This window comes from Psychrobacter sp. NPDC078631, assembly GCF_050268165.1.
Taxonomy (GTDB): domain Bacteria; phylum Pseudomonadota; class Gammaproteobacteria; order Pseudomonadales; family Moraxellaceae; genus Psychrobacter.
This window is the reverse complement of the sequence record NZ_JBNNGG010000001.1, coordinates 53,622-77,458: the sequence shown is the minus strand read 5'-3', so window position 1 is coordinate 77,458 and position 23,837 is coordinate 53,622. Positions and strand designations below refer to the sequence as shown.

18 protein-coding genes are annotated in these 23,837 nt (G+C 43.5%); 6 read left to right on the top strand and 12 right to left on the bottom strand.

Annotated elements, in window-relative coordinates:
- Positions 1–16: 16 nt before the first annotated feature.
- From ACQKCP_RS00305 to ACQKCP_RS00295, 3 genes are all read right to left on the bottom strand, one after another.
- On the bottom strand, positions 17–2,026 hold the full coding sequence (locus tag ACQKCP_RS00305) for a polysaccharide biosynthesis protein (RefSeq protein WP_427610857.1): 2,010 nt from the start codon (positions 2,024–2,026) through the stop codon (positions 17–19).
- A gap of 51 nt (positions 2,027–2,077) precedes the next feature.
- Entirely contained in the window at positions 2,078–4,339 is a 2,262-nt protein-coding gene (locus ACQKCP_RS00300; RefSeq protein ID WP_427610856.1) for a polysaccharide biosynthesis tyrosine autokinase, read from the bottom strand.
- Between the two features lie 219 nt (positions 4,340–4,558).
- On the bottom strand, positions 4,559–5,605 hold the full coding sequence (locus ACQKCP_RS00295; protein WP_427610855.1) for a polysaccharide biosynthesis/export family protein: 1,047 nt from the start codon (positions 5,603–5,605) through the stop codon (positions 4,559–4,561).
- Between the two features lie 629 nt (positions 5,606–6,234).
- Between ACQKCP_RS00295 and rluB the strand changes: the two genes are divergently transcribed.
- Positions 6,235–7,161 (top strand): 23S rRNA pseudouridine(2605) synthase RluB, encoded by a 927-nt coding sequence (gene rluB, locus ACQKCP_RS00290; RefSeq protein WP_427610854.1) that lies wholly within the window; start codon positions 6,235–6,237, stop codon positions 7,159–7,161.
- 154 nt (positions 7,162–7,315) lie between these two features.
- On the opposite strand, the gene ACQKCP_RS00285 is transcribed toward rluB, so the two are convergent.
- From ACQKCP_RS00285 to ACQKCP_RS00275, 3 genes are all read right to left on the bottom strand, one after another.
- Positions 7,316–7,867, bottom strand: a complete 552-nt coding sequence (locus tag ACQKCP_RS00285; RefSeq protein WP_427610853.1) for a hypothetical protein — start codon at positions 7,865–7,867, stop codon at positions 7,316–7,318.
- Between the two features lie 40 nt (positions 7,868–7,907).
- Positions 7,908–8,594, bottom strand: coding sequence for a hypothetical protein (locus tag ACQKCP_RS00280; protein WP_427610852.1), 687 nt, complete (start codon positions 8,592–8,594; stop codon positions 7,908–7,910).
- Positions 8,595–8,769: 175 nt separating this feature from the next.
- Positions 8,770–9,573, bottom strand: a complete 804-nt coding sequence (locus ACQKCP_RS00275; RefSeq protein WP_427610851.1) for a hypothetical protein — start codon at positions 9,571–9,573, stop codon at positions 8,770–8,772.
- Positions 9,574–9,664: 91 nt separating this feature from the next.
- Between ACQKCP_RS00275 and ACQKCP_RS00270 the strand changes: the two genes are divergently transcribed.
- Complete coding sequence (locus ACQKCP_RS00270) at positions 9,665–10,267, top strand: LysE/ArgO family amino acid transporter (RefSeq protein ID WP_101206238.1); 603 nt, start codon at positions 9,665–9,667, stop codon at positions 10,265–10,267.
- Positions 10,268–10,416: 149 nt separating this feature from the next.
- Here ACQKCP_RS00270 and ACQKCP_RS00265 read toward each other — a convergent pair whose 3' ends face one another.
- The 3 genes from ACQKCP_RS00265 to ACQKCP_RS00255 all read right to left on the bottom strand — a co-directional run bounded on the left by ACQKCP_RS00265 (position 10,417) and on the right by ACQKCP_RS00255 (position 13,413).
- A complete protein-coding gene (locus ACQKCP_RS00265; protein ID WP_082624565.1) occupies positions 10,417–11,058 on the bottom strand; it encodes a MarC family protein in 642 nt (213 codons plus the stop codon).
- Between the two features lie 302 nt (positions 11,059–11,360).
- Complete coding sequence (nadC, locus tag ACQKCP_RS00260) at positions 11,361–12,221, bottom strand: carboxylating nicotinate-nucleotide diphosphorylase (protein WP_427610850.1); 861 nt, start codon at positions 12,219–12,221, stop codon at positions 11,361–11,363.
- Positions 12,222–12,381: 160 nt separating this feature from the next.
- Positions 12,382–13,413 (bottom strand): NUDIX hydrolase, encoded by a 1,032-nt coding sequence (locus ACQKCP_RS00255; RefSeq protein WP_101206240.1) that lies wholly within the window; start codon positions 13,411–13,413, stop codon positions 12,382–12,384.
- A 359-nt stretch (positions 13,414–13,772) separates the two neighbouring features.
- On the opposite strand from ACQKCP_RS00255, the gene nadA reads away from it, so the two are divergent.
- The 3 genes from nadA (at position 13,773) to ACQKCP_RS00240 (ending at position 17,907) form a co-directional block, all read left to right on the top strand.
- Positions 13,773–14,912, top strand: coding sequence for a quinolinate synthase NadA (gene nadA / locus ACQKCP_RS00250; protein ID WP_427610849.1), 1,140 nt, complete (start codon positions 13,773–13,775; stop codon positions 14,910–14,912).
- A 70-nt stretch (positions 14,913–14,982) separates the two neighbouring features.
- The gene (nadB, locus tag ACQKCP_RS00245) at positions 14,983–16,893 is read left to right on the top strand and encodes an L-aspartate oxidase (protein ID WP_427610848.1); all 1,911 of its coding nucleotides are present in this window, start codon (positions 14,983–14,985) and stop codon (positions 16,891–16,893) included.
- A 120-nt stretch (positions 16,894–17,013) separates the two neighbouring features.
- The gene (locus ACQKCP_RS00240; RefSeq protein WP_427610847.1) at positions 17,014–17,907 is read left to right on the top strand and encodes a phosphatidate cytidylyltransferase; all 894 of its coding nucleotides are present in this window, start codon (positions 17,014–17,016) and stop codon (positions 17,905–17,907) included.
- A gap of 26 nt (positions 17,908–17,933) precedes the next feature.
- Here ACQKCP_RS00240 and ACQKCP_RS00235 read toward each other — a convergent pair whose 3' ends face one another.
- The 3 genes from ACQKCP_RS00235 to ACQKCP_RS00225 are packed head-to-tail and all read right to left on the bottom strand — an operon-like array spanning position 17,934 to position 22,651.
- Complete coding sequence (locus ACQKCP_RS00235; protein ID WP_427610846.1) at positions 17,934–18,761, bottom strand: SDR family NAD(P)-dependent oxidoreductase; 828 nt, start codon at positions 18,759–18,761, stop codon at positions 17,934–17,936.
- A complete protein-coding gene (locus ACQKCP_RS00230; RefSeq protein WP_427610845.1) occupies positions 18,758–19,954 on the bottom strand; it encodes a patatin-like phospholipase family protein in 1,197 nt (398 codons plus the stop codon). The genes ACQKCP_RS00235 and ACQKCP_RS00230 overlap by 4 nt, the downstream gene beginning before the upstream one ends.
- Before the next feature lie 3 nt (positions 19,955–19,957).
- The gene (locus ACQKCP_RS00225) at positions 19,958–22,651 is read right to left on the bottom strand and encodes an alpha/beta fold hydrolase (protein ID WP_427610844.1); all 2,694 of its coding nucleotides are present in this window, start codon (positions 22,649–22,651) and stop codon (positions 19,958–19,960) included.
- A 271-nt stretch (positions 22,652–22,922) separates the two neighbouring features.
- Between ACQKCP_RS00225 and ACQKCP_RS00220 the strand changes: the two genes are divergently transcribed.
- Complete coding sequence (locus tag ACQKCP_RS00220) at positions 22,923–23,834, top strand: lysine exporter LysO family protein (RefSeq protein WP_427610843.1); 912 nt, start codon at positions 22,923–22,925, stop codon at positions 23,832–23,834.
- Positions 23,835–23,837: the final 3 nt, after the last annotated feature.

Sequence of the window (23,837 nt, the reverse complement as noted above, 5' to 3'; positions counted from 1 at the left end):
TCAATTTTTTATTCTATTAACTCACTACGTCCATCAGTTCTACATCTATCTTTTCGACATCAGTTTCATCGCCTTCTCGGTAGCCTTCAACGAAGGTCCTAAACTGTGCTTTCAACCATTCAGTATCGTGCCGCTTTGATCTTTCAATAAACTCAAACAAGATAGCTTCGATATCTTCCAATGGAAAACTATGCTCCATTGCTTGCATAATGAGTGGATGAAACGTGGTCTCTATGTTGTCGGCACCAATGATTAACTCTTCATAGAGTTTTTCACCTGGTCTCAATCCAGTAAACACAATCTCGATATCACCATTAGGATTGCTCGCATCTTTTAGCTCACACCCTGTCAGACGAATCATACGTTTGGCGAGATCCACGATTTTGACGGGTGCACCCATATCAAGTACAAATACTTCACCACCGAACGCCATAGCCCCTGCTTGGATAACCAAACTGGCCGCTTCTGGTATGGTCATAAAGTAGCGCGTGATGTCTGGATGGGTGATGGTAATCGGACCACCCTGCTCAATTTGTCTGGTAAAAAGTGGCACTACAGAGCCCGATGAACCCAAAACGTTGCCGAAACGCACCATACTAAAACACGTATGACTGTTGCTTTGGCTCAGTCCTTGGCAGACGATTTCAGCCAAGCGTTTGGAGGCTCCCATCACGTTGGTCGGTCGCACTGCTTTGTCAGTAGAGATCAGTACAAACGTATCAACATGAGCTTTTATTGCGGCACAAGCACAATGGTAGGTGCCTTTAGTGTTGTTAATCGTGCCTTCAAATGGATTGGACTCGACAATCGGTACATGTTTATACGCTGCAGCGTGATAAATCGTTTTTATATGGTGTTTTTCGAATATATTGATTAATTTTTTTTCGTTGCCCACGCTTCCAATGATGCTAACAATCTCGATACTTTGATATTCAATATTGCTAATGACATTACTAGCGACAAGGCTTCTAAGTTCCTGATCGATTGTGTACAAAGCATATTCAGACTGCTCGTATAACACCAAACATGCAGGTTTGTTTTTCATGATTTGTCTACACAGCTCACTCCCAATAGAGCCACCTGCGCCTGTCACGAGTACGTTTTTACCCGTAATATTTTTTTGGAGGAGCTCAGCAACTGGTTCGACAGTCTCTCTTTCCAGCACATCTAATATATCGACTGGCCGTATATGGCTGACTGTTACGATCTCATCAGCAAGCTCTCGTAAGCTCGGTAAATCTTTTAATTTGACAGAAACGCCTGACAGGCTATCCATAATCTGTTTTTTACGACCACGGCTCATAGAAGGCATTGCCAAAATCACTTGCGCGACATTTAATTTTTCTATTAACCAAGGTAACGCATGAGCAGCATATGTTTTTTTACCATGTAGATAAGCCCCTATCAGCTGCGGATCATCATCGATATATGCCACTACATTGTATTTATGAGAATGTCTCAAGCTCTCTAATAGCTCTCTACCAGCCGATCCTGCGCCATAAATAATCACGTTATCGCAGCAACTATCTAGGCGACCTTGATTGTCTGGTTTCTGTAATCGATTCAGCAACCCGCGAATCATTAGCCGACTGTTCCACAACCAAATAAAGAATAAGAATAGGAATATAATTGGCGCTGAGCGCGGCATCATTGATACTGGGTTCACATAAATGATGAACTGATAAACGATAATAAGTAATAAAAATGACTGTAATACTCGACCCATCGCAGCATCGAAAAAACCTCTAGAGGCGCCTCTATAAAAGCCAATCAGATATAAGCTGACGACAGGTATCAATGCATAAAAAGCTAATACCGTAAGGCCGATTTGATCATCGACATAACCTTGACGCAGTGCCAATGCCACTACCAAGCAAAGGACAGCAACCGAAAAATCTATACCAAATAAGATAGAGCATTTCGCAAAGCGTGGTAAGGCTAATAAAAACAGCGTCATACGCTTCGACCATCGATTGATATCGCTTGGCGTTTGATAAGCATTGTTAGACTCTGTTTTTATAAACATAAGATCCACCTACTTAAGTTATGTCGCTCGTTTGCCATGGACAGTAGCTAACTACGAATTGTGTCCATAAGCATAATGGTAGTGATAGCTGTACCTATTCAGAATACTTTGCTGTATGTCATTTAAGATGATGCCATCGACTTGTACGTTGGCTTTACTCATCTGTTTGATGGCATAGACCAACTGGCCTTCTACTGAATGATCAAATTTGGTAACGATCAGTACTTTGTCTGCGTGTTGTGCCAATACCATGGCGTCTGATGCAGCCAATATAGGAGGCGCATCGATAACGATATAGTCGTACTTCGTTTTGAGCGCTGCCATCAAATGATTAAACCTCTCTCCTATCAATAACGAAGTCGGATTATGCGACGGTTGTCCCCGTGATATAAGGTCGATATACTCCATACCAGTCGGCTGGATAAAACTTTCAAGATTTAACTTAGCCATGTCACTATCTAATCGAGGCTCATTATCTGTTAGAGAGCTATCTTTATCTTGCAGTAAGTAGTCTGTGAGACCACTGTCTGGATTCATACCAAACATTTTATGCAGCTCCCCTAAACGCATATCTCCATCGATAATCAGTACTTTTTTGTCAAGCTGTGCAAATACTTCGGATAAATTGGCCGTAATAAAAGACTTACCGACACCTGGGCTTTCTCCAGTGATTAATATGGTCTGAGCAGACTTTTCATCTACTGTCTTCGTTGTCTTACCAAATAAAAGGTTTGTCCGTAAATTTTTAATTGCTTCATAGCTCAAGCCATTGTGATCAACGTGCGCAAGCATTCGACCAGTATTTTTTTTGTTCCTACCTAGCTTAGATATCGAGGTCGAACGTGGAATCGTTGCAATAACAGGGATTCCTGTTTTAGATTCTAGATGCTCTGGATCTTTTACGACATTTCTAATTAAGTTTCTGATTAAAACCAGCATTACCCCAAGTACAGTACCTACGAGTAGCGCCAGCAGCATAATTTGGAATTTGTTTGGTGCAATGGCATCGAAGGTACTGGTCGGTCTATCTAGAATACGGGCATAACCAACCTGACCAGCTCTAACGATTTTTAATTGTTCATAATTTTTGAGCAGTGTGAGGTAAATCTCTCTATTAATAGCTGTATCTTCTGATAGCTTTAAGAACTCTCGCTGTATTTCAGGCAGTCCTGCAACGGTGCTACCTATCGCTCCTATTCGACTGTTGAGGACTTTTAGTTGCTCATTTATCTGGATAACGAGTGGGTGCTCATTGGTATAGTAAGTCGTTAGATCTGCTCTCTTTAATTTGAGATCATTGAGCTGCTCATCGATTCGAGACTTTTCATTTAGTAATAGCTCAGCTTCTTTACCTACATCGATGGTGCCGTGCTTTTTACGAAATTCATTGAACTGAGCTTCAGAGGCGTCTAATTTTTCTTTTAACGCTGGAATCTGCGTTTCCATGAAAGCCAATGTTTTGGTGGTTTCTTCCGTACCCCGAGATTGGTTTTGATCGATATAAGATTGGACTATCTGATCAAGTGTGGTCGTGATTTGCTGTTGGTTTGTGCCTGTCATCGACAGCTGAATAATATTGGTTTTATCGCCTTTTTCTTCCACAGACAATGCGCTGTTAATCGCATCTGTCGTGGTCTTTAAGGTCTGCTTAGTGATACCAATGGGGTAACCGTCTGTAGGTAGCTCAGTCACTGTAATATTAATCTCACCGTTTACCCCATTAAACTGATGCGGCTGCCCCAATTGTCCTTTGAAATCATCTAATCCATTGCTTAAGACAAATCCTGTGTCAGACTGTGATAGCGTAAAAGACTGGTTTAAATATGCTGGTGACACATCGAACTGATTAATTTGTACGATCCCGTTTTTTGTGCTCAAAGACACACCATCATTCGTGTTCAACTGAGTGTTAATGCGGTCGTTTGTTATTTTATCGAGATAGCCAATATTAGGATCGGTTAGTTTGATGTCTAGATGTAGCATATCGACGACTGGCTCTAGTATCATCCGAGACCGTATGAGCTCGGCTTCTGCCTCAGCCTTGCTCACTTCTTCTCCGACCAACTCTGAGATGTTTGCCCCAAGCGCATCGACTCCTTGGGAGTTTTCTTCAATTTGGATCAGCGCATCAGACTTGAAGGTTGGATTAATATAGCGCGTATAGAAAAATCCTATTAAGAGTCCGACTGCTGCCATGAGCGCTATGACTTTCCAGCCACGCAACAAAACCAAAACCAGCGCCGTTAAGTCGATGTTGTCATTGTCGTTGTCACCCTTAGGTGTCGATAGGTCTTTTGAATCTATATTATTCATAACCATATACCCATTATTCAATGTTAATCGCTTAATAGCTTTCGCTTAGCTCCAAGACCCTGACTGCCCTTGACTGCCCTTGAATGCAGTTAGATTGCAGTTAGATTGCTCTCTGCCTCATCGCACCTTATAAAATCTATCACTCTAATTCCTAGTCTTATCTCACTTAATCTCAGTATCAAAATTCAAAGCACATCCAGTATTTTCACTAGCTATCATTTATAACCCTGATATCACGTTGATGGCAGAGGTTGACGGTAATATCGCACTAATCACACGATTCCAGCGGGCCAAGCCTGTTGGATCCACATAAAGAATGTCATTGGCTTGCATGTCAAAGCGACTGGCTAATGCCAAGCTTGTGATGCTCTGCATGTCGACGTAATAGATATTGGTGTACTGGTACTGAGGGTTGTCGCGCACGATATATACTTTGGCTGCGTTAGCCGTATTGGAATTTAGCCCATTTGACTCGCCCAATACATGCGCTAAGCTCAGCCCCTGTTCTGGAATCGCCACTGGCTCAATCTTGCCAAATTCACCCAATACGTAGACCTTATTGCGGCTTTGGCTATTGACGTGGATAGAGTCACCATCCCGCAGATAGATTTGATTGGCAGACAGCCCCATTCTTTGTAGTGACTGCACTCCTAAGCGATAGCTGTTGCCCTGACGATTTAGCACAATGTTATTTGAATCGCCAGTCTCAGTGGTACCACCTGCCATAGAGATAGCCCCATATACCGACACTGGCACATCAGCTATAGCAAACTCGCCAGACTGCTTCACCGCACCATCTACGAAAAACTTGCTACCACGGTAATTGATGATTTTGACTTGAGGATCTGAGTACTTGAGATATCGCTGTAATTTGCTTTGCAACGTAGCGGTGAACTGCGGCACGCTCAGCCCACTGGCTTGAACTCTACCTATCAATGGAAACTGTATATACCCTTGTTGATCTACCGTTAAGCTAGCAGTTGACGCATTAATATCCGGATAATTGGTAAGGATGATATTCAGCATGTCCCCTTTCGCAATGCCGTAATTGACGCGTCCAGAGGTTTTGATCAAATGAGAGAGATCTTGAGTCACAGTAGGCGGCGCTGTACGCGGTAAAGTTGCCAGACTTAAAGGCTGAATATGAAATTGAAGACCGTTTTCTGCAGTAAAGGTGCCAGATTCAGGAAGATTTCCTGACTGAAGTCCTGAGTTGATCGTACAGCCACTAAACAACCCCATTAGAAATAAGCAAAATATACTCATTACCAAGAATCGTTTGTGTACAAAAATGAAATATTTATTAACCATAACAGTTACTCATATTTATATTTGTGAATCAAACCAAGAAACCTCACCACAGCATTTATATTCGTAAAAAAGAATATATTTAATAAATATACACCTAAATTATATTCAGTGCAATAAATATAATCTGTCATAAAATAATTAAGTTATTATTTTGCAATTGCTTATCAAGCCCTTTATTTACGGCTAATTACGAAAATTGATATCAACTTTTAGATTATTTAGCGATAAAAAAATGCAAGTGAAAACAGCTTCATCATAAATAAAATTTTTATTTTTAATTTGAAGAAATCTAACTTAATGAAGGCTTGTTTCGATTGCATTTATGATTGGAACTATCCTTCTAATGCCGAAGTAGTGTAAGTGTTTGTATCTATGTATTAACTTATATAGTTACTCACTGAGAGTCTTCGAGTCTATATTTTGCATACGACTAATAAACTTTTATTGATTAGCACTATATTTGTTTATACATTAATAACCAGTAAGGTATTGGTTTACGTGCTAAATTTGTTAAAATAGCGTAGAATAGTCAATCCAATTTTTTACATTGAGAAATGTAAACCCACCGACTCAAGGATATTATGATGAAAGACGAAAAATTACAGAAAGCACTCGCCCGTATGGGACTTGGTTCACGCCGTCAAATGGAAGAAGTTATCAAATCTGGTCGCGTAACGGTTAACAACAGTCCTGCGACCATCGGTGATCGCGTCTCGCAAGGTGATGAGATTCGCGTTGATGGCCGTCAAATCAAATACACTTCTGAAAACGAGAAGCGTCGCCGTGTTATCGCTTACTACAAGCCTGAAGGCGAAGTTTGCTCGGCTAAAGATCCAGAAGGTCGCCCAACTGTCTTTGAACGTTTGCCAAAGCTAACGCATGACCGCTGGGTAATGGTTGGACGTTTGGACATTAACTCAACTGGCCTATTGTTATTTACTAATGATGGCGAAATGGCGCATCGCTTGATGCATCCATCTGGTGAAGTTACTCGTGAATATGCCGTACGTGTATTGGGTGAAGTAACGCCTGATATCGCTCGTGCATTGACCGCTGGTGTCATGCTAGAAGATGGCCTTGCAAAATTTGAAGACATCAAAGAAGGCGGCGGCGAAGGCGTCAACAAGTGGTATCACGTCCAGCTAAAAGAAGGCCGTAACCGCGAAGTACGTCGTTTGTTTGAATCACAAGGTCTAAAAGTTAGTCGTCTACTACGTACACGCTATGGCACGATTGTTCTACCAAAAGAGCTACGTACTGGTCGTTTCTTAGAGCTTGATAAAAAAGAAATCAACACGTTGACGGATTTGGTCAGCTTACGCCCACGTTATGGCACGGGTCTACATGGCGCAGCCAAAGAAAAACAAGAGCGTATCAGAAACAAGCCGCTTAAAGCGCGTCGCACTGATACTCGTAGCGATAACCGTAACAGCAGCGCGAAACCTAAAAGTAGTGCTAGCCCTGCTAGCCGCGGTACACGTAACACCCGTGATCGCAATGACAAGCGCTAGTTAAGTTGGTTTAACATTACCCTAAGTCTTAAACAGATTTGGGATAAACATAAAAAAGCGGTCAATGATAAATAGTCATTGACCGCTTTTTTGTGCCTTTTTACAGGCGTCACAGTTTACAGAAGTCACAGTTGCTCAGTATAGATATAGCGGCTCAGCTATCATGGCTATTAATATAGTGTTTCATGACTCGCAGCTCTTTTAGCTGCTCCTCGTCCATTTGTGCCAGGAGTCTATCCAAACGCTGTTCGATATTATCTAAAACACTCTGCAATAACTCACTAGCCTCTAACCTCTTTTCGCTATTCTCATTAGTGACGTTTATATTTGTTAATTGGTAATGAGTGGCTAGCATTTCAGGTAACCGTGTTTGCAGCATTTTATTCAATACAAACTGTGCTTCTGTTATAGCTGTCGTCTTATATTGAGCATGTTGAGCTGCTTGATAGGTTTGATAGCTACTTACTTTTTCATCGATACGTTTTAGCTGACGCAGTTGCTGCTCAGACAAGTTTTTTAAGTGCTGTTTATTTAACGTTAACTGCTGCAAGCTTAATGTGGCTAATGACAAAGGCGCATCGTAATCCTGATAAATGAGTACGCCAGGTGAGATACCGACGGCTTTATGAAAAGCCTGCCAGCCTTTTCTACCTAGATAAAAGGTAGTGACGGTCGTTACAATACCGATGCCTATTAAGATACTCATATACGCTTGCTCTTTATCCTTTCACCGTTCCACTTTGTGTTTATAACTTAATGTCTTTAGCACTCACATTTTCACCAGTTGGGCTTTCAATCGCTTGGATATTTACCTCACTGCTAGCATTATTATTGGCATCACTACTGACATTGCTATCAGGCTTTTGAAACTCTGTATTGCTAGCAGGATTGTCAAAACGTTTTTGGAGATAGCGATTGGTCGCGAGTAGTTTTTGACCGTCTTGATGATATGACGCGTTGAGCAGATCATCGAACTGTGTGTTAATTGTCTTAAGCACATCTAACAAGGCTTCTTTGCCAGTGGCATTAGAATGCTTAATTTTGGTAGTATCAGCAAGCGCACTATCCGTCACATCTAAATCATGCAAGCGGCGATAGTCAGCGACTGCTTGTGGCACGTGCCTATCCATTAAGTTTTGAATCATAATATAAGTTTCATTGACGGTATCTTTATCATCAATCTTGCCATCATTATTGGTATCGCCATACATGACACGCAGCTTTTCACCCTTTGTATTAATTTGCTCCAAAGCAGTTTTAACGTCGACGGGTAGGCTTTTTTCAGGTATATAACCCAGTTGCGGCATCGCCTTATATTCGAGCATTTTGGGCGCTGTGACTTTTTTAATGCCACGATAACCTAGATATAACCCAGCCGCTGGCAACAGCCCATACAAAACAAACATTACGAACATCGCAGTCATTTGGGTCATTATATTGTCCTTATTACTTATCAGAATGTCGTGGCTGATTTTTTATGGTTGATATCATTAAACAAAAAAATAAGGCTCTATTAAAGCCCTATATTGTTATGCACTGGGTCGATTGTGTTTTTTGATAATACTTAACCTTTGCAAATGTACGAGAGAAAGTGTCATCAAAGAACATTTAACTTTGCGTACGGCTCTTAACATAGCGGTGGGTTGAGGCAAGGCGGTTCAAAACTGTCTGATGCAATTCATCTAATAATTCGTCAAGCTCATAATCAATCTCTAAAAACAAATCTGTGAGCATATCACCAGCCGTCATCTTGCCCTGCACCATATTATTTTTGGTGCGATGCGGACTAAAGCGTTGTAGCTGCTCATAATGATGTAATGCTTCAGGGATACTTTCGGACACTAATTTATCGATGACGAACTGACGCTCATTATGCTGCTGCTGTTGCTGCTCGTTCAGCTCACTACTCCACTCACGGTAACGCTTTAGCTTACCGTTGATACGATCTAATATCGCAACGGCCTCGATAGGCATGGCATTTAGGGTGGCCTCATCGACCACATCAACAAGCTCAGTCATAATCGGACAACGTCCATGTTTGAGATACCACAAAGTATCTGGGTCAAAAGGCGGTCTATTGGTTGGGCGCATTTGAGCACGATTACTCAGATAGCGATCAGTCAAAGGCGTGGATGATTGGCTATCACTGACTTGTGCCAACGCATCACATATACGGTTTACACGTTCAGGCGGAGTTAGTGTAGAACGCTCATGTACTGCGTGATTGCTATCAATATTGGCAGCAGCATCCTGTTCATGATTGACGCTCATCTCCTGAGCATTCTTTGCTGCCAATGTCGGTAGGTCATCTTGAGCTTGCCCAAATGACTGTAGCATTCTTGTCAAACTGACTACCATGACTTGCTCTGCCCCTCGTCTATTACACTCACATTGCGCGTATATTGCATACATTCATTCAATAGCGTATCTTAGCAGGTTTTTGCTGGCCTGCCAGTAAGCAAAATGTCACCATTCCTACACTCCAACCGTTAAGCACCGTATTATGAATGCTCCTGATTATATTTCTGGTTTCCTACTTGGGCTATCTCTCATCATTGCTATTGGTTCCCAAAACGCCTTTGTACTCAAACAAGGTCTCAAACGCGAACACATATTTTTTGTTTGTTTATTTTGTGCGGTGAGCGATGCGTTTTTAATCTCAGCAGGTGTTGGTGGTTTTGGTGCAGTTACGGCCCGCTATCCTCACGTTATAGATATCGCAAAAATAGCAGGCGTTATATTTTTATTAGGATATGGCTTACAGAGTTTGTATGCCAGCGTACGCGTGTCACATGCTTTGACTGTCGAAGGACAAGTCGTGACTAGCTTAAAAAAAGCCTTATTACTATGCTTTGGCTTTACTTGGTTAAACCCGCACGTCTATCTAGACACATTGGTACTCGTCGGCATGGTTTCTACGGGTGCAAGCAGTAAATTGACATTTGCCGCAGGTGCAATTAGTGCTTCGTTCTTCTTCTTCTTTGCGCTTGGGTATGGTGCGCGATTACTCAGGCCTCTATTTGAAAAGCCTAAGGCATGGAACATACTAGATGCTTTGGTAGGGTTGTTAATGCTGTATCTGGCGTGGCATTTGTATCAAAGCTGATAGAAATATAACTAGGAAATGATAGATAAGCTGAGTGTTGAATAAACTGAATATTAAGTAAACGACGTATTGGATAATACTGAATCAGGTCGATATCCGCTAACCACTGTATAAATATATATGGTTAGCGATAATATTGTATTGATCATTTACATCAAGCTAGGAAAGAGCGTACGCAGTCCATTAACGATAATTTCGATAGAAACGGCTGCCAATAGCATACCCATGATTCGACTCATGATGTTCAAGCCAGTATCGCCTAGTAAGCGACTGATACGACCTGCCGCCATCAATGCCAAATAGCAAAACAGACTGATGAATAAGCCAGCAATCAAAATAGCGGATACCTGCAAAATACCTGATACTTGTGAAGAGTAAATGATAACCGTGGAGATACCACCAGGCCCAATCATCATTGGAATCGCGAGGGGAACCACGGCAGCTGCCATCGAGACTGGCGCGTCTTTCACATGATCAACATCGAAGTTCTCTTGATCAGGTTTAACAGGGTTACCCTCTCCATTCATCATATTTAGCGCAATTAAAAACACCAATATGCCGCCTGCCAATTGGAACGAGCCGATAGAAATACCAAGGGTTTTTAGTAGCGTCTCACCTGCAATCGTGAAAAAGCTGATGGTGATAAAAATGGTCAAACAAGCAACGCGTGCGACCTTACGTCGATTGTTCATCGAATAGCCGCGAGTCAAATCTAAAAATAACGTCAATGCGCTGAATGGATTGATCAATACCATAAAGGCTAGGATTATCTTGATAATTTCAGTATTCACTGAGCGCTCGCTTGTCTATTGATACCGCTTGTGCAAAAAGATAAGGTCATCGTGCGAGTGCAACGATGACCCAATAGGCAACTAAAAATAGCATTGTAGCATAGGCAGATAAGCTAATAAAATCATTAACTTTGCGCCGTTACGCCTACATGTCACCTTAGTAAAGCTTCAGTGTAAAAACAAACATTTAACAGATAATCAGTACAAGCTATCAGTATAAATTACCATTTTACTAACTCTGTGATAACCCTGGTCATAAAATCAAGCGCATGTAGTGCTACTAGCCTTTGTTACGTCTGCACTTATGCACTAAAATCTAGCCCAATATCCAAGGCTGTCGTACTGTGCGTCAAATAACCCATGGCGATAAAATCAACTCCCGTACTTGCTGCCGCTTGTACCGTTTCAGGCGTAATACCACCTGAGGCTTCAGTCTTTGCTCGGCCCTGACACATAGTAACCGCTTGCGACAATGTTTCAGGCGACATATTGTCTAATAGCACTAAACTCACACCTGCATCGAGTGCTTGCTCTAATTGCTCTAGCGTATCGACTTCGACCTCAATCGGAATCAGATGCCCAGCAAACTTCTGTGCTTGCTGAATGGCCGTTTTGATGTCACCCGCAATGGCGATATGATTGTCTTTAATTAAAATCGCATCATCCAACCCCAAGCGATGATTACGTCCGCCGCCGCAGCGTACGGCGTATTTTTGTACGATACGTAAGCCTGGAATGGTCTTGCGTGTACAAGTAATTTGCGCAGGATATTGCGCCACACTATCGACTATCTGACGGGTCGCTGTCGCAATACCACTAAGATGGGTCATAAAGTTCAGTGCCGTGCGTTCTGCTGTCAATAAGTGACGCGCGTTACCTTTTACGGTCGCTAACACTGCGCCAGCCTCTACTGTTTCGCCATCCTGTACTTGTGCAATAAACTCAATTTGCGCATCGACTAAGGCAAAAGACAAACGTGCCAAATCAATACCACATATTACGCCTGTTTGGCGCGCCTTGATCTGTAGCTGCGCTTGCATATCGGCTGGGATAGTCGCTTGTGAGGTTACATCACCACGCCTACCCAAATCTTCAGTTAGTGCATTCTCAACCAATGGCTTGAGCAATACGTCATCTAATGCTGGCTCTTTTTCAATTGTCATCTTTGACCCTTATCTAGGCATGATATTGATAGAAACTGCTCGTTATTTAAACTCAAAATGAGCATAAATATAGCGCAAAGTTAGCGGCCCTGCAAGGAAAGGTGACAAATTTTTCGTCTTACAAACCGATTTAGAGGTAAAACAGACTGGCTTGAAATGACTATTTGCGCTTAGGAAGCTTACTATCCATCAATAAACTTTGTAATTCAATGTCATGACGGAAGCGATATAGCTTGGCAGGACGACCGCGCTGAGCAGTACTACTCTCTCCTGTCTCCATTACTAAGTTTTGTGAATCAAGCAACCGACGGAAGTTTTGCTTGTGCAAGCGCACTCCTGATAACGCCTCAACACTTTGCTGCAACTGCGATAAAGTGAAGACGTCTGGCATCAGACCAAAAATAAGCGGTCTATATTCAATCTTCGCGCGCAGTCTTGAGATAGCAGTAGCAATCACGCGACGGTGATCGTAATACATGGGTACACCTATGCGTTGTGACCAGTCCTCTGGCAAGGCAACAGCCTGATAATTGGGCGGATAATTAGGGGCTTCGGGTATCAGACCTGCTTCATAAAGCATTTCATAACGTAGTAATACATGCTCTGCAATCCATTCTCTACTTTCATTATCGTGTTCGTTGACGGATTGACTGTCAGTGAGTTTACCACTTGCTAAAAACGCTTCGTCCAGCCCCCAACATAAGCCAATGCGCTGACGCCTGCGCTGTTGAACGATTGAGTCATTGGCAGTATTGGCCCATTCAAGTAGCGCAGGCACAATGAAGTCCATAATAATACTAGGCATACCGTCCAAATGATTTTCCCACGGGAAATAATCATACCAATCTCGCCAGAGTGCTTTGCTTTGGAGTGCCTGCGTTTGCGTCTCTTGCACCAAACCCAAATAACTCACATACACCAACGCATGTCCATCGATGTTGCGTCTGTTGGTATCGACAAAGGTATATAACTGCTCCAAATATCCGAGCGGTTGCTGCGTCTGCTCCTCTACCCATTGGCGTACGCCCGCTTGCAACGAGCGATGTAACGGCATAAGTGGCCCATTTGGCAACAGCTTGCCTTGGTCAACGGTTAGAACGCGCGCAATATGATCTGTGATAGCGACCAATACGGCGACCACTTCTGTCGTGCCGCTACCTTGCTGGTGCGCGTGTGAATAAGACAACGTCATGGCTTTGGGAATTATCCTTTTTCTCTTAAATGTAAAAGGCTATTGGGACTAATAGCCGTTGTATGGCTTAGTATAGCTCGAATCTAAAACTATCATAGTCTGTGGTTGTAAGTATGAAAAATCAATGGCGATAAATAGTCATAAGAGGCATAAATTCGCACCATTCTTAAGCTTAGTACGACTTAACTGCACATCACTTTGGGCACTAAAACCTAATCTTTTGACTTCTTAGGCATAAAAAACCACTTGTAATTATGCTCAAAATGAGCATAATTAAGACAACTTATAAATTTGTTATGTCCAACTACCTATTTTTAGCTCATACATTTATCGTTATCGCACCAACAAAGGCTGCCATTATGAAAAAATATCCTTACGACGCACCTATCATGAGTACGGACAATCGCATCGCCACTCAGATGAACATTGAATACGCCAAGGCTAAAATGCCAGCAGATTTGCCTCGCGCTGAACGCATCGTGGTCGAAGAAAATATCAAGAAGCTACTGAAAGAGAATAATGCCGTACTAGTAGCACACTACTATGTCGACCCTTTTATCCAAGACTTGGCATTGGCAACCGGTGGCTGTGTCGGTGACTCACTTGAAATGGCTCGGTTTGGACAAGCTCATAGCGCCCAAACATTGGTCGTCGCTGGTGTGCGCTTCATGGGTGAATCAGCAAAGATACTGAGCATGGAAAAGACCGTCCTAATGCCAGATTTAGAAGCCGAATGCTCGCTCGATTTAGGCTGTCCTGCTGACGAGTTTTCAGCATTTTGTGATGCCCATCCTGAGCGTACTGTTGTCGTCTACGCCAATACCAGCGCCGCAGTAAAAGCGAGAGCTGATTGGGTAGTGACCTCATCTGTCGGTATCGACATCGTTCGTCATTTACATGCCCAAGGTGAGCCGATTATTTGGGGGCCTGACCGTCATTTGGGTAAATATATCGCTCGTGAGACTGGCGCAGACATGTTGCTCTGGCAAGGGTCTTGTTTGGTACATAACGAATTTAAAGCCACTGAACTCCTGCAACTGAAAGAGGAGCACCCAGAGGCCAAAGTCTTGGTACATCCTGAGTCACCTGATAGCGTGGTGGCACTCGCTGATGTGGTCGGCTCGACTAGCAAACTTTTGCAATCAACGTATGAGATGGATGCTGATACCTTTATCGTCGCTACTGATTTGGGTATATTGCACGAGATGCAAAAACGCTCACCAAACAAGCGATTCTTGGCCGCACCAACTGCTGGTGAGAGTGCAAGCTGTAAAAGCTGTGCGTTTTGTCCTTGGATGGCAATGAACGGTTTAAAAGGGATTGAACAGTGCTTAACCAATCAAAGCGGTGAAGTGCTAATGACACCTGAGCTAGCGACTGCAGCAAAGAAACCTTTACAACGGATGCTCGATTTTGCTGAAGCACAAAAGCAACGCGTGGCCGCCAGTGGCGACATAGTAAAAGACCGTACGCTGTTCGCTAACGTTGGTGCAGCCTAGCATGAGTCAGTCGCATTCAGTTGATCGTTCCAGCACCACTAGCTATATAAATAACAGGAGCAGCAGTGATATGAGTAATATTATAAAAACTGATGTTCTTATCATTGGGGCTGGTCTGGCAGGCTTGAGCACCGCGCTATCTCTGCCAAAATCGCTGAATATCACTGTTTTAAGCAAAGCGGCACTTGAGGTTTGCTCAAGTCACTACGCTCAAGGTGGTATCGCAGCCAGCTTAGACACGGCGGACTCTGTGACTGATCATGTCGCTGACACCTTAATTGCTGGTGCAGGATTGTGTGCGACGGACAATACTGCTCGTATCTTGGGTGCTGGACAGCAAGCGGTGCAGTGGCTATGCGAACAAGGTGTGCCATTTACTCAATCTACCTTAACTAAAGAAAATGATAATACACCTGATTTTGCAGTCTTAAAAACCAGTGACTTACATTTGACTAAAGAAGGTGGCCATGGCTGCAGACGAGTGGCCCATGCTGATGACGCAACGGGTCGACATGTGATGGAAGCCTTGATTATAAAGGCACATGCTGCAAGTAATATCGCGATATTACCGTATCATGAAGCATTGGAATTACTAACTTCACCTATGATTAGCAGCTCCTCTTTTAGCATGAACGATAGCGAGATTAAACATTGCCGAGGGGCGCTGGTCTTTGATCATATCAATGAGCGCCAACTCACCATTCATAGTGCGGCTGTTGTACTCGCTAGTGGTGGCTTAGGTCAGTTATTTAAGCGTGCCAGCGCGCCTAACGTCTGTGTTGGTGATGGTGTCATGATGGCTTGGCAAGCAGGCTGTCGTTTGGCAAATTTAGAATTTGTGCAATTTCACCCAACGGGTCTGGCATTAGATGACAGCAGCTTTCTGATATCTGAAGCGTTACGCGGTGAAGGGGGACGACTCTATTGCCCACAGACTGGTACGCGCTTTATGCTAGACGTTGATGAGCGCGCTGAATTAGCGCCACGCGATATCGTCGCTCGGGCAATAGCCAATCAGATTAGTAGTAACGGACTTGGCTACGTACATCTTGATGTCAGTCACTTGCCAGCCGCATTTATAAAGGCGCATTTCCCGCAGATTTATCAGACGCTGCTAACACTCGGCATCGATATGACCACAGACCCTATTCCGGTCGCTCCGACTGCCCACTATAGTTGTGGTGGCGTGGTGACTTGCGCCAATGGTTTGACCGACGTCGCAGGCCTATATGCAGCAGGCGAAGTTGCTTATACAGGGCTACATGGAGCCAATCGTTTAGCAAGTAATTCATTGTTGGAGTGTGTGGTGGTTGGTCGCAACATTGCCGCTAATTTGCCACGTTACTTAACAAAATTGGATCGCTTAAAGAACTTAGAGGCTTTAGAGAAAACGGCTGAAGCTTTAGAAAAAATGGCGCAGCCACACACGACTGCCTATTATGAACTGCATCAGTTAGCTGCCGATATGTGGCAATCTCCGACACTACAAAACACACAATTTGTTATCTTGCCCTCTTCCAAGCAGTCATCATTCCCAACTTATAAGGCTGATAAAGCGTTTCATTCTGACGTAGATAGTGCAGAGATAACTATAGCATTGAAAGCTCTTTTGACAGCAAATATGGGCATTACACGTAGTGCCAAACAATTAGAGCAAGCATTGCGACAAGTTGAGCAGTGGCAAGAGTCAATCGAATATAATAAAACCATGCTATCTGATATGAGCAGTAAAGCCCCTACTACTGACAGTGAGCTTGCCATTTTTCAATTGGCGAGGCAATTAGCGTTAGCAACGATAATTGTCCAATCGGCTTATCAACGTTTTGAGAGTCGCGGTGGGCATTATCGCGAGGATTATCCTAACTTAGCTGAAACGTCTTTGACCAGTATCATTTTGCCATTAAGAAAAACTACGCTTAACTCCTTTTCGCACGTTATAGAAGACGAGCGTTATCCGATACCTATTACTGACCATATTTAAGCCTACGACAGATAATAGCCAAACCCATCAAGAGGATATCTAACACTATAGTTAAAGAAGCATTTAAGCTATCATTATGGATAGGCTTAAAATATTACCTCTTCTTTGAGTGTCCATGGTATGGCTTCTGATATTGTGTTTGTGATTGCCCTGATGATAATCGTCAGTTTGGCTTGGAGTGTACTTGCCGTACCTCGTCTGCGCAAACGTTTGCCAAAAATCTACCTAATAGCCCGCTCGTGGTGGTTGATGCTCGCCGCGCTCTGCACTTGCTATGTGATTGCAAAAATAGCAAACGATACGCAAGGTTCTCATTTGCAAGTATATGCCTATCAATGGCTGCTCATTTTATTTTTTATATTAATTGGTCTACGCGGCAGCTACGAGATTAAACGCCTATGGTGTTTGCGCAGTAAAGCCGTACTCATTCATAAACTCCAAGCGCAAGGCTTACAGCCAAGTACGCTCCTACTACCGAAGACCTCTCTCAATCTGACTCAACACTATACACGGCTTAATTACTTAGACCTGCTACTGAGTATTGTATTCATCTCACTCATCATTAGCCTTGTCGCCTTACAGCAATTGACCTGGCAACGCGAACAATATGGTGTTTTACTCTTCGTATTATTTGCCAGTCAGTTTAATGATATTACCCAATATCTATGCGGAAGACTGCTTGGACGTAAGCTGTTTAAACGAGGTCTAGCGCCGACTATTAGCCCGAATAAAAGCATTGAAGGTGCTATCTTTGGCAGTTTCGTTGCGGCAATCTTGGCAACAGCACTAGGTCTTTGGCTCACCCCTTTTGATTGGTGGGTCTGTCTATTAGCTGCCTATGGCTTGGCTGTAAGCGGTATATTTGGAGACTTGTTGGAATCAGCATTTAAGCGTCAACATGGGGTGAAAGACACCGGAACGATGCTCGCTGGTCATGGTGGGGTATTAGATCGGATAGACAGTTTGCTGATTGGAGTGCCAGTATTTACCCTACTGTACTGGTTATTTGGTTAAACCTAGTAAAAACACAGATGGCAAAATCATTTGGCTTTATCTAGTTTACTGCGCAATATCCAATTGAGCACAAGCTTTGGTAAATGATTTAAAGCACTCGTGATATAGCGCATCGAGCGTGGAAATATCGCCAGTTCTACGTCATCGTCAATCGCTTGCATAATATGATCAACCGCGGCTTGCGTGCTCATGATAAATGGCTTATGGCTAGCATCGCCATCGTTTAAATCACGTAACGCTTGAGTATCAATATAGCCTGAGGCAATACAGTTCACTTGGATATCATAAGGTATAAGTGCTGCTCGATACGCGCTGGCAGTCGCAATCATTGCGCGCTTGCTTTTGGCATAAAGGCTGGCATAAGGATAATCTATCGTACCTGCGATAGAGGCAATACAGATGAGGCTTGGTCTGTCACCTCCAGTCATATCTAACGCCTGATGGGATTGTTTTAACTGCTGCTTTAACTGACTACTTGCCCATCTAAAAACTTGCTCAAACGCCTGCAAGTTAATCGCTAGCATTTGGTCGCTATCTGCTTGATTTAAGTGATGGATACGCTCATTGGTATAGCTACCAGCACTATAGATCAGCCTTTGAAATGGAATACCTGATAAATTGTCTAATAGCGTCTGCGTTTGACTTGAGTCAGTTAAATCACACACATAAGCCACGATAGCAGGATGCTGTCTGTTGATATCAGCTATCTTTTCTATGCTACTACCAACAACGCTCACCTGCCAGCCAAGCGTCTTATGATGCAACGCCAATGCCAAGCCAAGGCCACTCGTACCACCAACAATAATAATATGCGGTGCATAGTTTCTAGTAGTGTCTTCTACGAGAGCCTTCATAAGTTATGCTGCTGTATATAACTGGCCGTACGCTGATAGCCATATTGCCATTGCGCCTGCATTTGCTGCACAAAACCGTCATAGTCGCTATGTATTAGCTCAACGGTCATTTGCCTTAGGTTAAAACGCTTTTGCACATTTTGCCCTCTCAGTTGCTGCTCGTTGTCTGCAAATGGTAACCAATGTAGCTGACGGTTTTTATTAGTGGTTTCAGTGGCCGGCGACACGCTGATTGGTTGATAACCGTGTACTGCTGCTAAACGCTCATTGGGATCAAAACCAAAGACGCGCTGAATCGCTGGAGCAGCCAGCCATGAATCGTAGCCTGCCTTAGTCTCTGCAAATACCGTCTCACCTAACTGACAGGCTAGCTCAATCGGTGTCAGATTGATCACACCTCCCAAGCACCAGCCAAGCTCTGTGATATGTGTGGGCGGTAGATAGTACATGTCTGCCATAGAAGCGCGAATCACTGGGGCAAAATCCCATGCCGTCTGCACCTTTACAGATGGATGGATGCGCCCATTAGCTAACGTATACGCTGGTGACGTTATTTGTTCGTCAGCCAGACCTGATACGAAATTTGGTAAATTTGCTAAGCACGTCGGCGCAAATAACAACTCTTGCAGTGCGATTTTTTCATTATACAAACCCTTAGCAGGTGCTTGATACAACCGACTGGCAATGATGGCTATCTCTGGCGTTGCTTTATCAGTATTGCTAATATCATGATTACTAGCAGCGAACCGCGACAGCTCATCTAGCCAATACTGTTCGTTATCGATACGAAACATCGCTAACTGCTGTAACTCATTTAACAGTCGCTCGTAGCTGTCTGCTTGACGTTGTCTTTGTCCATTATCCTTTTGCTTTGATAACCGCCAACGTTTGAGTGCATGGGTCATATAGCGCAGCTTTAGACGTTTATTAGCTTCCTCTGGCGCGACATGTCTGATGGCAGTGATGACACGATACAACTCACGACTACACATCAGCGCTTGCAAATCCTTGGGGTCAGGCGCAAGTTGTACTAAGTAAGCAGACAAACTACCACCGCAAGTACCGACGATAATATCTGGCGCTAAATCATGAGACACTAAGGCTGCATAACTGCCCAAATAGTAACCGAAACGTGACCCTCCCCCTGAAAACAGCTGAACACGTTCATAAGGTTTAACCTGCTCATTGTTCATCTATCACTCATCATCAGTTTGTGCAGTTTTAATCGCTAATGACACGGTAAAAATACCAAAGCGATCGATACGCATCGTGACTTTCTTAAAGCCTGCACGCTCAACCAGTTGATCCATCTCCGCTTGCGAGCGACAGCGCATCACCCAACTGCTACCGCGGTGATTGTTCAATGTTTTACTGATAAACTCCTGCTCAGGGTGCCAAGGTTGGTTGGTATAAATCAGATAACCGCCCGATTTTAAACTGTCATAAATACCCGCTAAGGCTGTCGCTGGTAGCGCATTATCAGAGAACAACTCAAACAACCCTGAAGCAATAGCAAGATTTGATTTTTTAGTATCGGTACTAGTGTCATTCGTATGTGCATTAATATAACTAGTAGGATCAAAGGCGTCCTTTTGACTGGTCACGACTCGACTGCTTATGGCCAAATGCTCCGCCTTTGCTTGCATTGCTTGAATATTATGCATTTCATAATCACGTAGCTCAGCATGTAATTCTGTAAATTCTGTCAGCAGATCAAACGCATAAAAACCATGTCCACTAGCGATATCTAACAGTTTTGGTTGGTATGATTTATTGCTGCTTTGATTTTTATCTTCGATATCTGCGAGTGCTAAGCGTGCCAATTCCAATATGTGCTCGCGGCGAATACGAATACCTTGCCAGCCAATATTATTTAAATAAAACTTATCGACTGCCTGTCCAAATTTATTCTGACCGCTGGGCTTGTTGTAATAGACATGATCTAGCGAATGACCTGAATCAAATCCATGCTCCAGCCCTGTGGCAATCGCATCGCTGACATGACCGAACTTTTGCATCGCAAAACGGGTAATTGCAAAGTTTGGATTGAATGGTTTAATCGCCAAACGATCCACTTTATCCTTACTAGCACTGTTTAAGTGAGCGGTACTCAAATCAGGTGCTTGGACTGGTGCGCTAAATACTTGCTCAGCAAACTCAATACAGTCCGCGAATACATCGGTTTTATTGGTCTCATGAAAGATTGCATGATAGCTGTCTGGATACAACTGCCAGCGTTTGATCGGTGTGTTAATCGCTTCATAAAACGTGCGCTCAGCCTGCTTATCGACCACATAATCCTTGCCCGCACACAAGACGAACGTCGGTACGGTAATGGCACCTGCATCATCAAGTAAACGCTGACCCGTTGCATGAGTGTCGATGAGTAAGTCGGTCGAGATACTGTTGGAGATTAACGGATCAGCATTGTAGGCTTGCTGCGCGTCTTTATCATGGGTCAAAACTTGTGCTTTGACATAGCTGCTGACACGTGACATCAGACCTAGCGTACGCGCCACCTTTAGCGATGGTATAGCAAAGGGCAGATATAGACGAATACTGAGCGCAGGCGTGCCAAGTATCATGCCGCGAATATTAGGCGCATAATCGTGTACCCATGCTGCTGCCAATACCGCGCCGATACTACTGGCGACAATCAATGTATCCTCGATAGCAATGCCTGTTTGCCCAATCACCAACTGGACGAAACCCTCTAAATCTCGCTCAAGCTCCGTGACGCTCTCTGCATGATCTTTTATACCCCCTGAGCGCCCATTACCGCGCGCATCCCAAGCAAACACCTGATAGCCAGCTGTTGCAAACTGCTCTCCTAGCTCTGCCAATCGTCCCGAATGCTCATGACCTCGATGTAATAAGATAACTTGGCACAACGTTTGGTTGGCTTGCTTAATATCGTTTAAAGGCATCGTTAGCCAATAGCGATAATAAATAGCCGTGCCGTCGTAAGCGTTATAACAGCTTTCACCATTGATGATTGTAGATGCAGACAAGTCAAAACCAACACTGGCCTGTTCTTCGAATTTTTGACTATCAACGGTTGTGGTTGGCATTTCTTTGAACTCCAATGGGCGAGCGTTATCAGTAGAAGTATTTGGCAAAACAACAGTAAGAGATAGTGAGTTGTTTGTTGACTCACCCAGTACGGATCGCAGCTCAGGTGGGTTACGCATTAAGTATAACTCTGTCATATAACGTAGTCGATTAAGACAAGTCTTTAATAGCATTATCTCTGTTAGTATAAATAATTGACCCATTTTGATAGCAGGTAAAGCCACCTGCGTTTTAGTACTTACTGGCGCTTTGGCTCTAATGCCCATAAACGCACCAAGCATACCTAATAAGAAGGCACGATCGCTTTTACCCAAAGGCCCTTGATTAGAACGAACACCTAACATGGTATTACTAGTAACACCTAACAGCTCGGTGCCAATACTAAGCGCGATCAGAGCAGTGATATGATACTGATAAATTGATATGTTCGTTGGCAAATTGGCTATTAACGTCTGCCGCTCTTTATCATTGATATGATGGGTCAGAATATGAGGGGCCAGGCTCGCTAATAGCGCCGTATCGGCAACCATATCACCTACCTCGTTTAATACGGCTCCTAGCCTTGAGGCCTGTCCATGCTCACGCGCCATCATGCCATCGATGGCATTGAGTGCCATACGTACAAACAATGATGAAGGCAGTAAAAGCCACAGCCGCTGCTGTTCAGCCGCTGGTTTGGCAATGATATAGGCAGTACCGATACTTAATAAAACAGCGGATACTGTCACTTGATTAGCGGTAACATTTTGCTCAACCAGCGCATTACTCATCGGGCGTAGTTGATTTTGAAACTGAGTTTTGAGCTGATATAGCGACATGAGTCTAGCCAAATGTTTTCAGTACTTTAATGTAGCAACAAAAGTTTATAAGGTAAAGAATTACAAAGCGCTCAAAAACGTTCAAATATTTTGAAAAAGATATTTATTAACATCATTATAATCGCCCAGTTTTTTCCATTTTAGTCAACAATGAGCGATGATTTGCAATGAATCTCAGTGACTCATATCAGTATCAGTATTGCTAGCCTGATATGGTACAATCTTCAGCTTCTTAAAAACGCCTTATTAAAAATGCTGCGAGCCCGTCATCATGCAAAGCCTAGTCACCCTTGTTCTGGTATTAATGCCAATGTTTATTGGCTTTGCCATTCCTTCTAACCCTACTATGACAAAAGTGGCCGACAAAGGTCTATCATACCTGGTATTTGTCATCCTAGCGTTGATCGGCATTGAGCTGTCTCAGGTAGAAGGTCTAGGTAATCAGCTGGGTGAAATTGCGCTTTATGTCACTGTATTATCAATACTGACAATTGGTACGGGATTGTTTGCGCTTATGCTGTTTGACCATCTGCGTCCGTGGCATGCCAAAAAACCAAGCGTAAAATCTAAAGAGCATCGGGTGAGCATTCGCGGTAGCTTGGCACAAGTGGTTTGTGTGGTGATTGGGATGGTGATTGGCTATTTCTTGCCTGCTGGTTATATGCCGCCTGAAAACTCTATGACCGTCATGCTAATGATTTTGATATTACTGGTCGGTATAGGCTTAAAAGGCTCGGGCATCACCTTAAAAGAAGTATTACTGAATAAACGCGGCGTAGAAATGAGTGTCATCTTTACGCTAGCGGTATTGGCAGGCGGGCTTATTTTCGCGCTACTATTTACGGATGTGTCATGGACGAAAGGCTTAGCATTATCGTCAGGGTTTGGTTGGTACTCGCTGTCAGCGATTGTCATGACCGATGCTTATGGCGCGGTTTGGGGCAGTGTCGCGTTGTTTAATGACTTGGTACGTGAGTTCTTTGCATTAATCTTTATTCCAGTATTTATGCGCAAATACCCTTCTGCCGCGGTTGGGCTTGGCGGCGCGACCAGCTTAGACTTTACCTTGCCTATCATTCAGCAGTCAGGTGGTCTAAAAGTCGTGCCACTAGCGATTAGCTTTGGCTTCCTTATTAATATTGTCTCACCAGTACTTATGGTGTTCTTTTCGGCGCTTGGGTAGTCG

Excerpts from the sequence above, each read along its gene's own strand:
- ACQKCP_RS00295 (WP_427610855.1), bottom strand. The coding sequence starts at position 5,605 with ATGAGTATATTTTGCTTATTTCTAATGGGGTTGTTTAGTGGCTGTACG.
- ACQKCP_RS00235 (WP_427610846.1), bottom strand. The coding sequence starts at position 18,761 with ATGAAGGCTCTCGTAGAAGACACTACTAGAAACTATGCACCGCATATT.
- ACQKCP_RS00275 (WP_427610851.1), bottom strand. The coding sequence starts at position 9,573 with ATGTATGCAATATACGCGCAATGTGAGTGTAATAGACGAGGGGCAGAG.
- nadA (WP_427610849.1), top strand. The coding sequence starts at position 13,773 with ATGAAAAAATATCCTTACGACGCACCTATCATGAGTACGGACAATCGC.
- ACQKCP_RS00230 (WP_427610845.1), bottom strand. The coding sequence starts at position 19,954 with ATGAACAATGAGCAGGTTAAACCTTATGAACGTGTTCAGCTGTTTTCA.
- rluB (WP_427610854.1), top strand. The coding sequence starts at position 6,235 with ATGAAAGACGAAAAATTACAGAAAGCACTCGCCCGTATGGGACTTGGT.
- nadC (WP_427610850.1), bottom strand. The coding sequence starts at position 12,221 with ATGACAATTGAAAAAGAGCCAGCATTAGATGACGTATTGCTCAAGCCA.
- ACQKCP_RS00220 (WP_427610843.1), top strand. The coding sequence starts at position 22,923 with ATGCAAAGCCTAGTCACCCTTGTTCTGGTATTAATGCCAATGTTTATT.
- ACQKCP_RS00240 (WP_427610847.1), top strand. The coding sequence starts at position 17,014 with ATGGCTTCTGATATTGTGTTTGTGATTGCCCTGATGATAATCGTCAGT.
- ACQKCP_RS00255 (WP_101206240.1), bottom strand. The coding sequence starts at position 13,413 with ATGACGTTGTCTTATTCACACGCGCACCAGCAAGGTAGCGGCACGACA.
- ACQKCP_RS00225 (WP_427610844.1), bottom strand. The coding sequence starts at position 22,651 with ATGTCGCTATATCAGCTCAAAACTCAGTTTCAAAATCAACTACGCCCG.
- ACQKCP_RS00305 (WP_427610857.1), bottom strand. The coding sequence starts at position 2,026 with ATGTTTATAAAAACAGAGTCTAACAATGCTTATCAAACGCCAAGCGAT.
- nadB (WP_427610848.1), top strand. The coding sequence starts at position 14,983 with ATGAGTAATATTATAAAAACTGATGTTCTTATCATTGGGGCTGGTCTG.
- ACQKCP_RS00285 (WP_427610853.1), bottom strand. The coding sequence starts at position 7,867 with ATGAGTATCTTAATAGGCATCGGTATTGTAACGACCGTCACTACCTTT.
- ACQKCP_RS00270 (WP_101206238.1), top strand. The coding sequence starts at position 9,665 with ATGAATGCTCCTGATTATATTTCTGGTTTCCTACTTGGGCTATCTCTC.
- ACQKCP_RS00280 (WP_427610852.1), bottom strand. The coding sequence starts at position 8,594 with ATGACCCAAATGACTGCGATGTTCGTAATGTTTGTTTTGTATGGGCTG.
- ACQKCP_RS00300 (WP_427610856.1), bottom strand. The coding sequence starts at position 4,339 with ATGAATAATATAGATTCAAAAGACCTATCGACACCTAAGGGTGACAAC.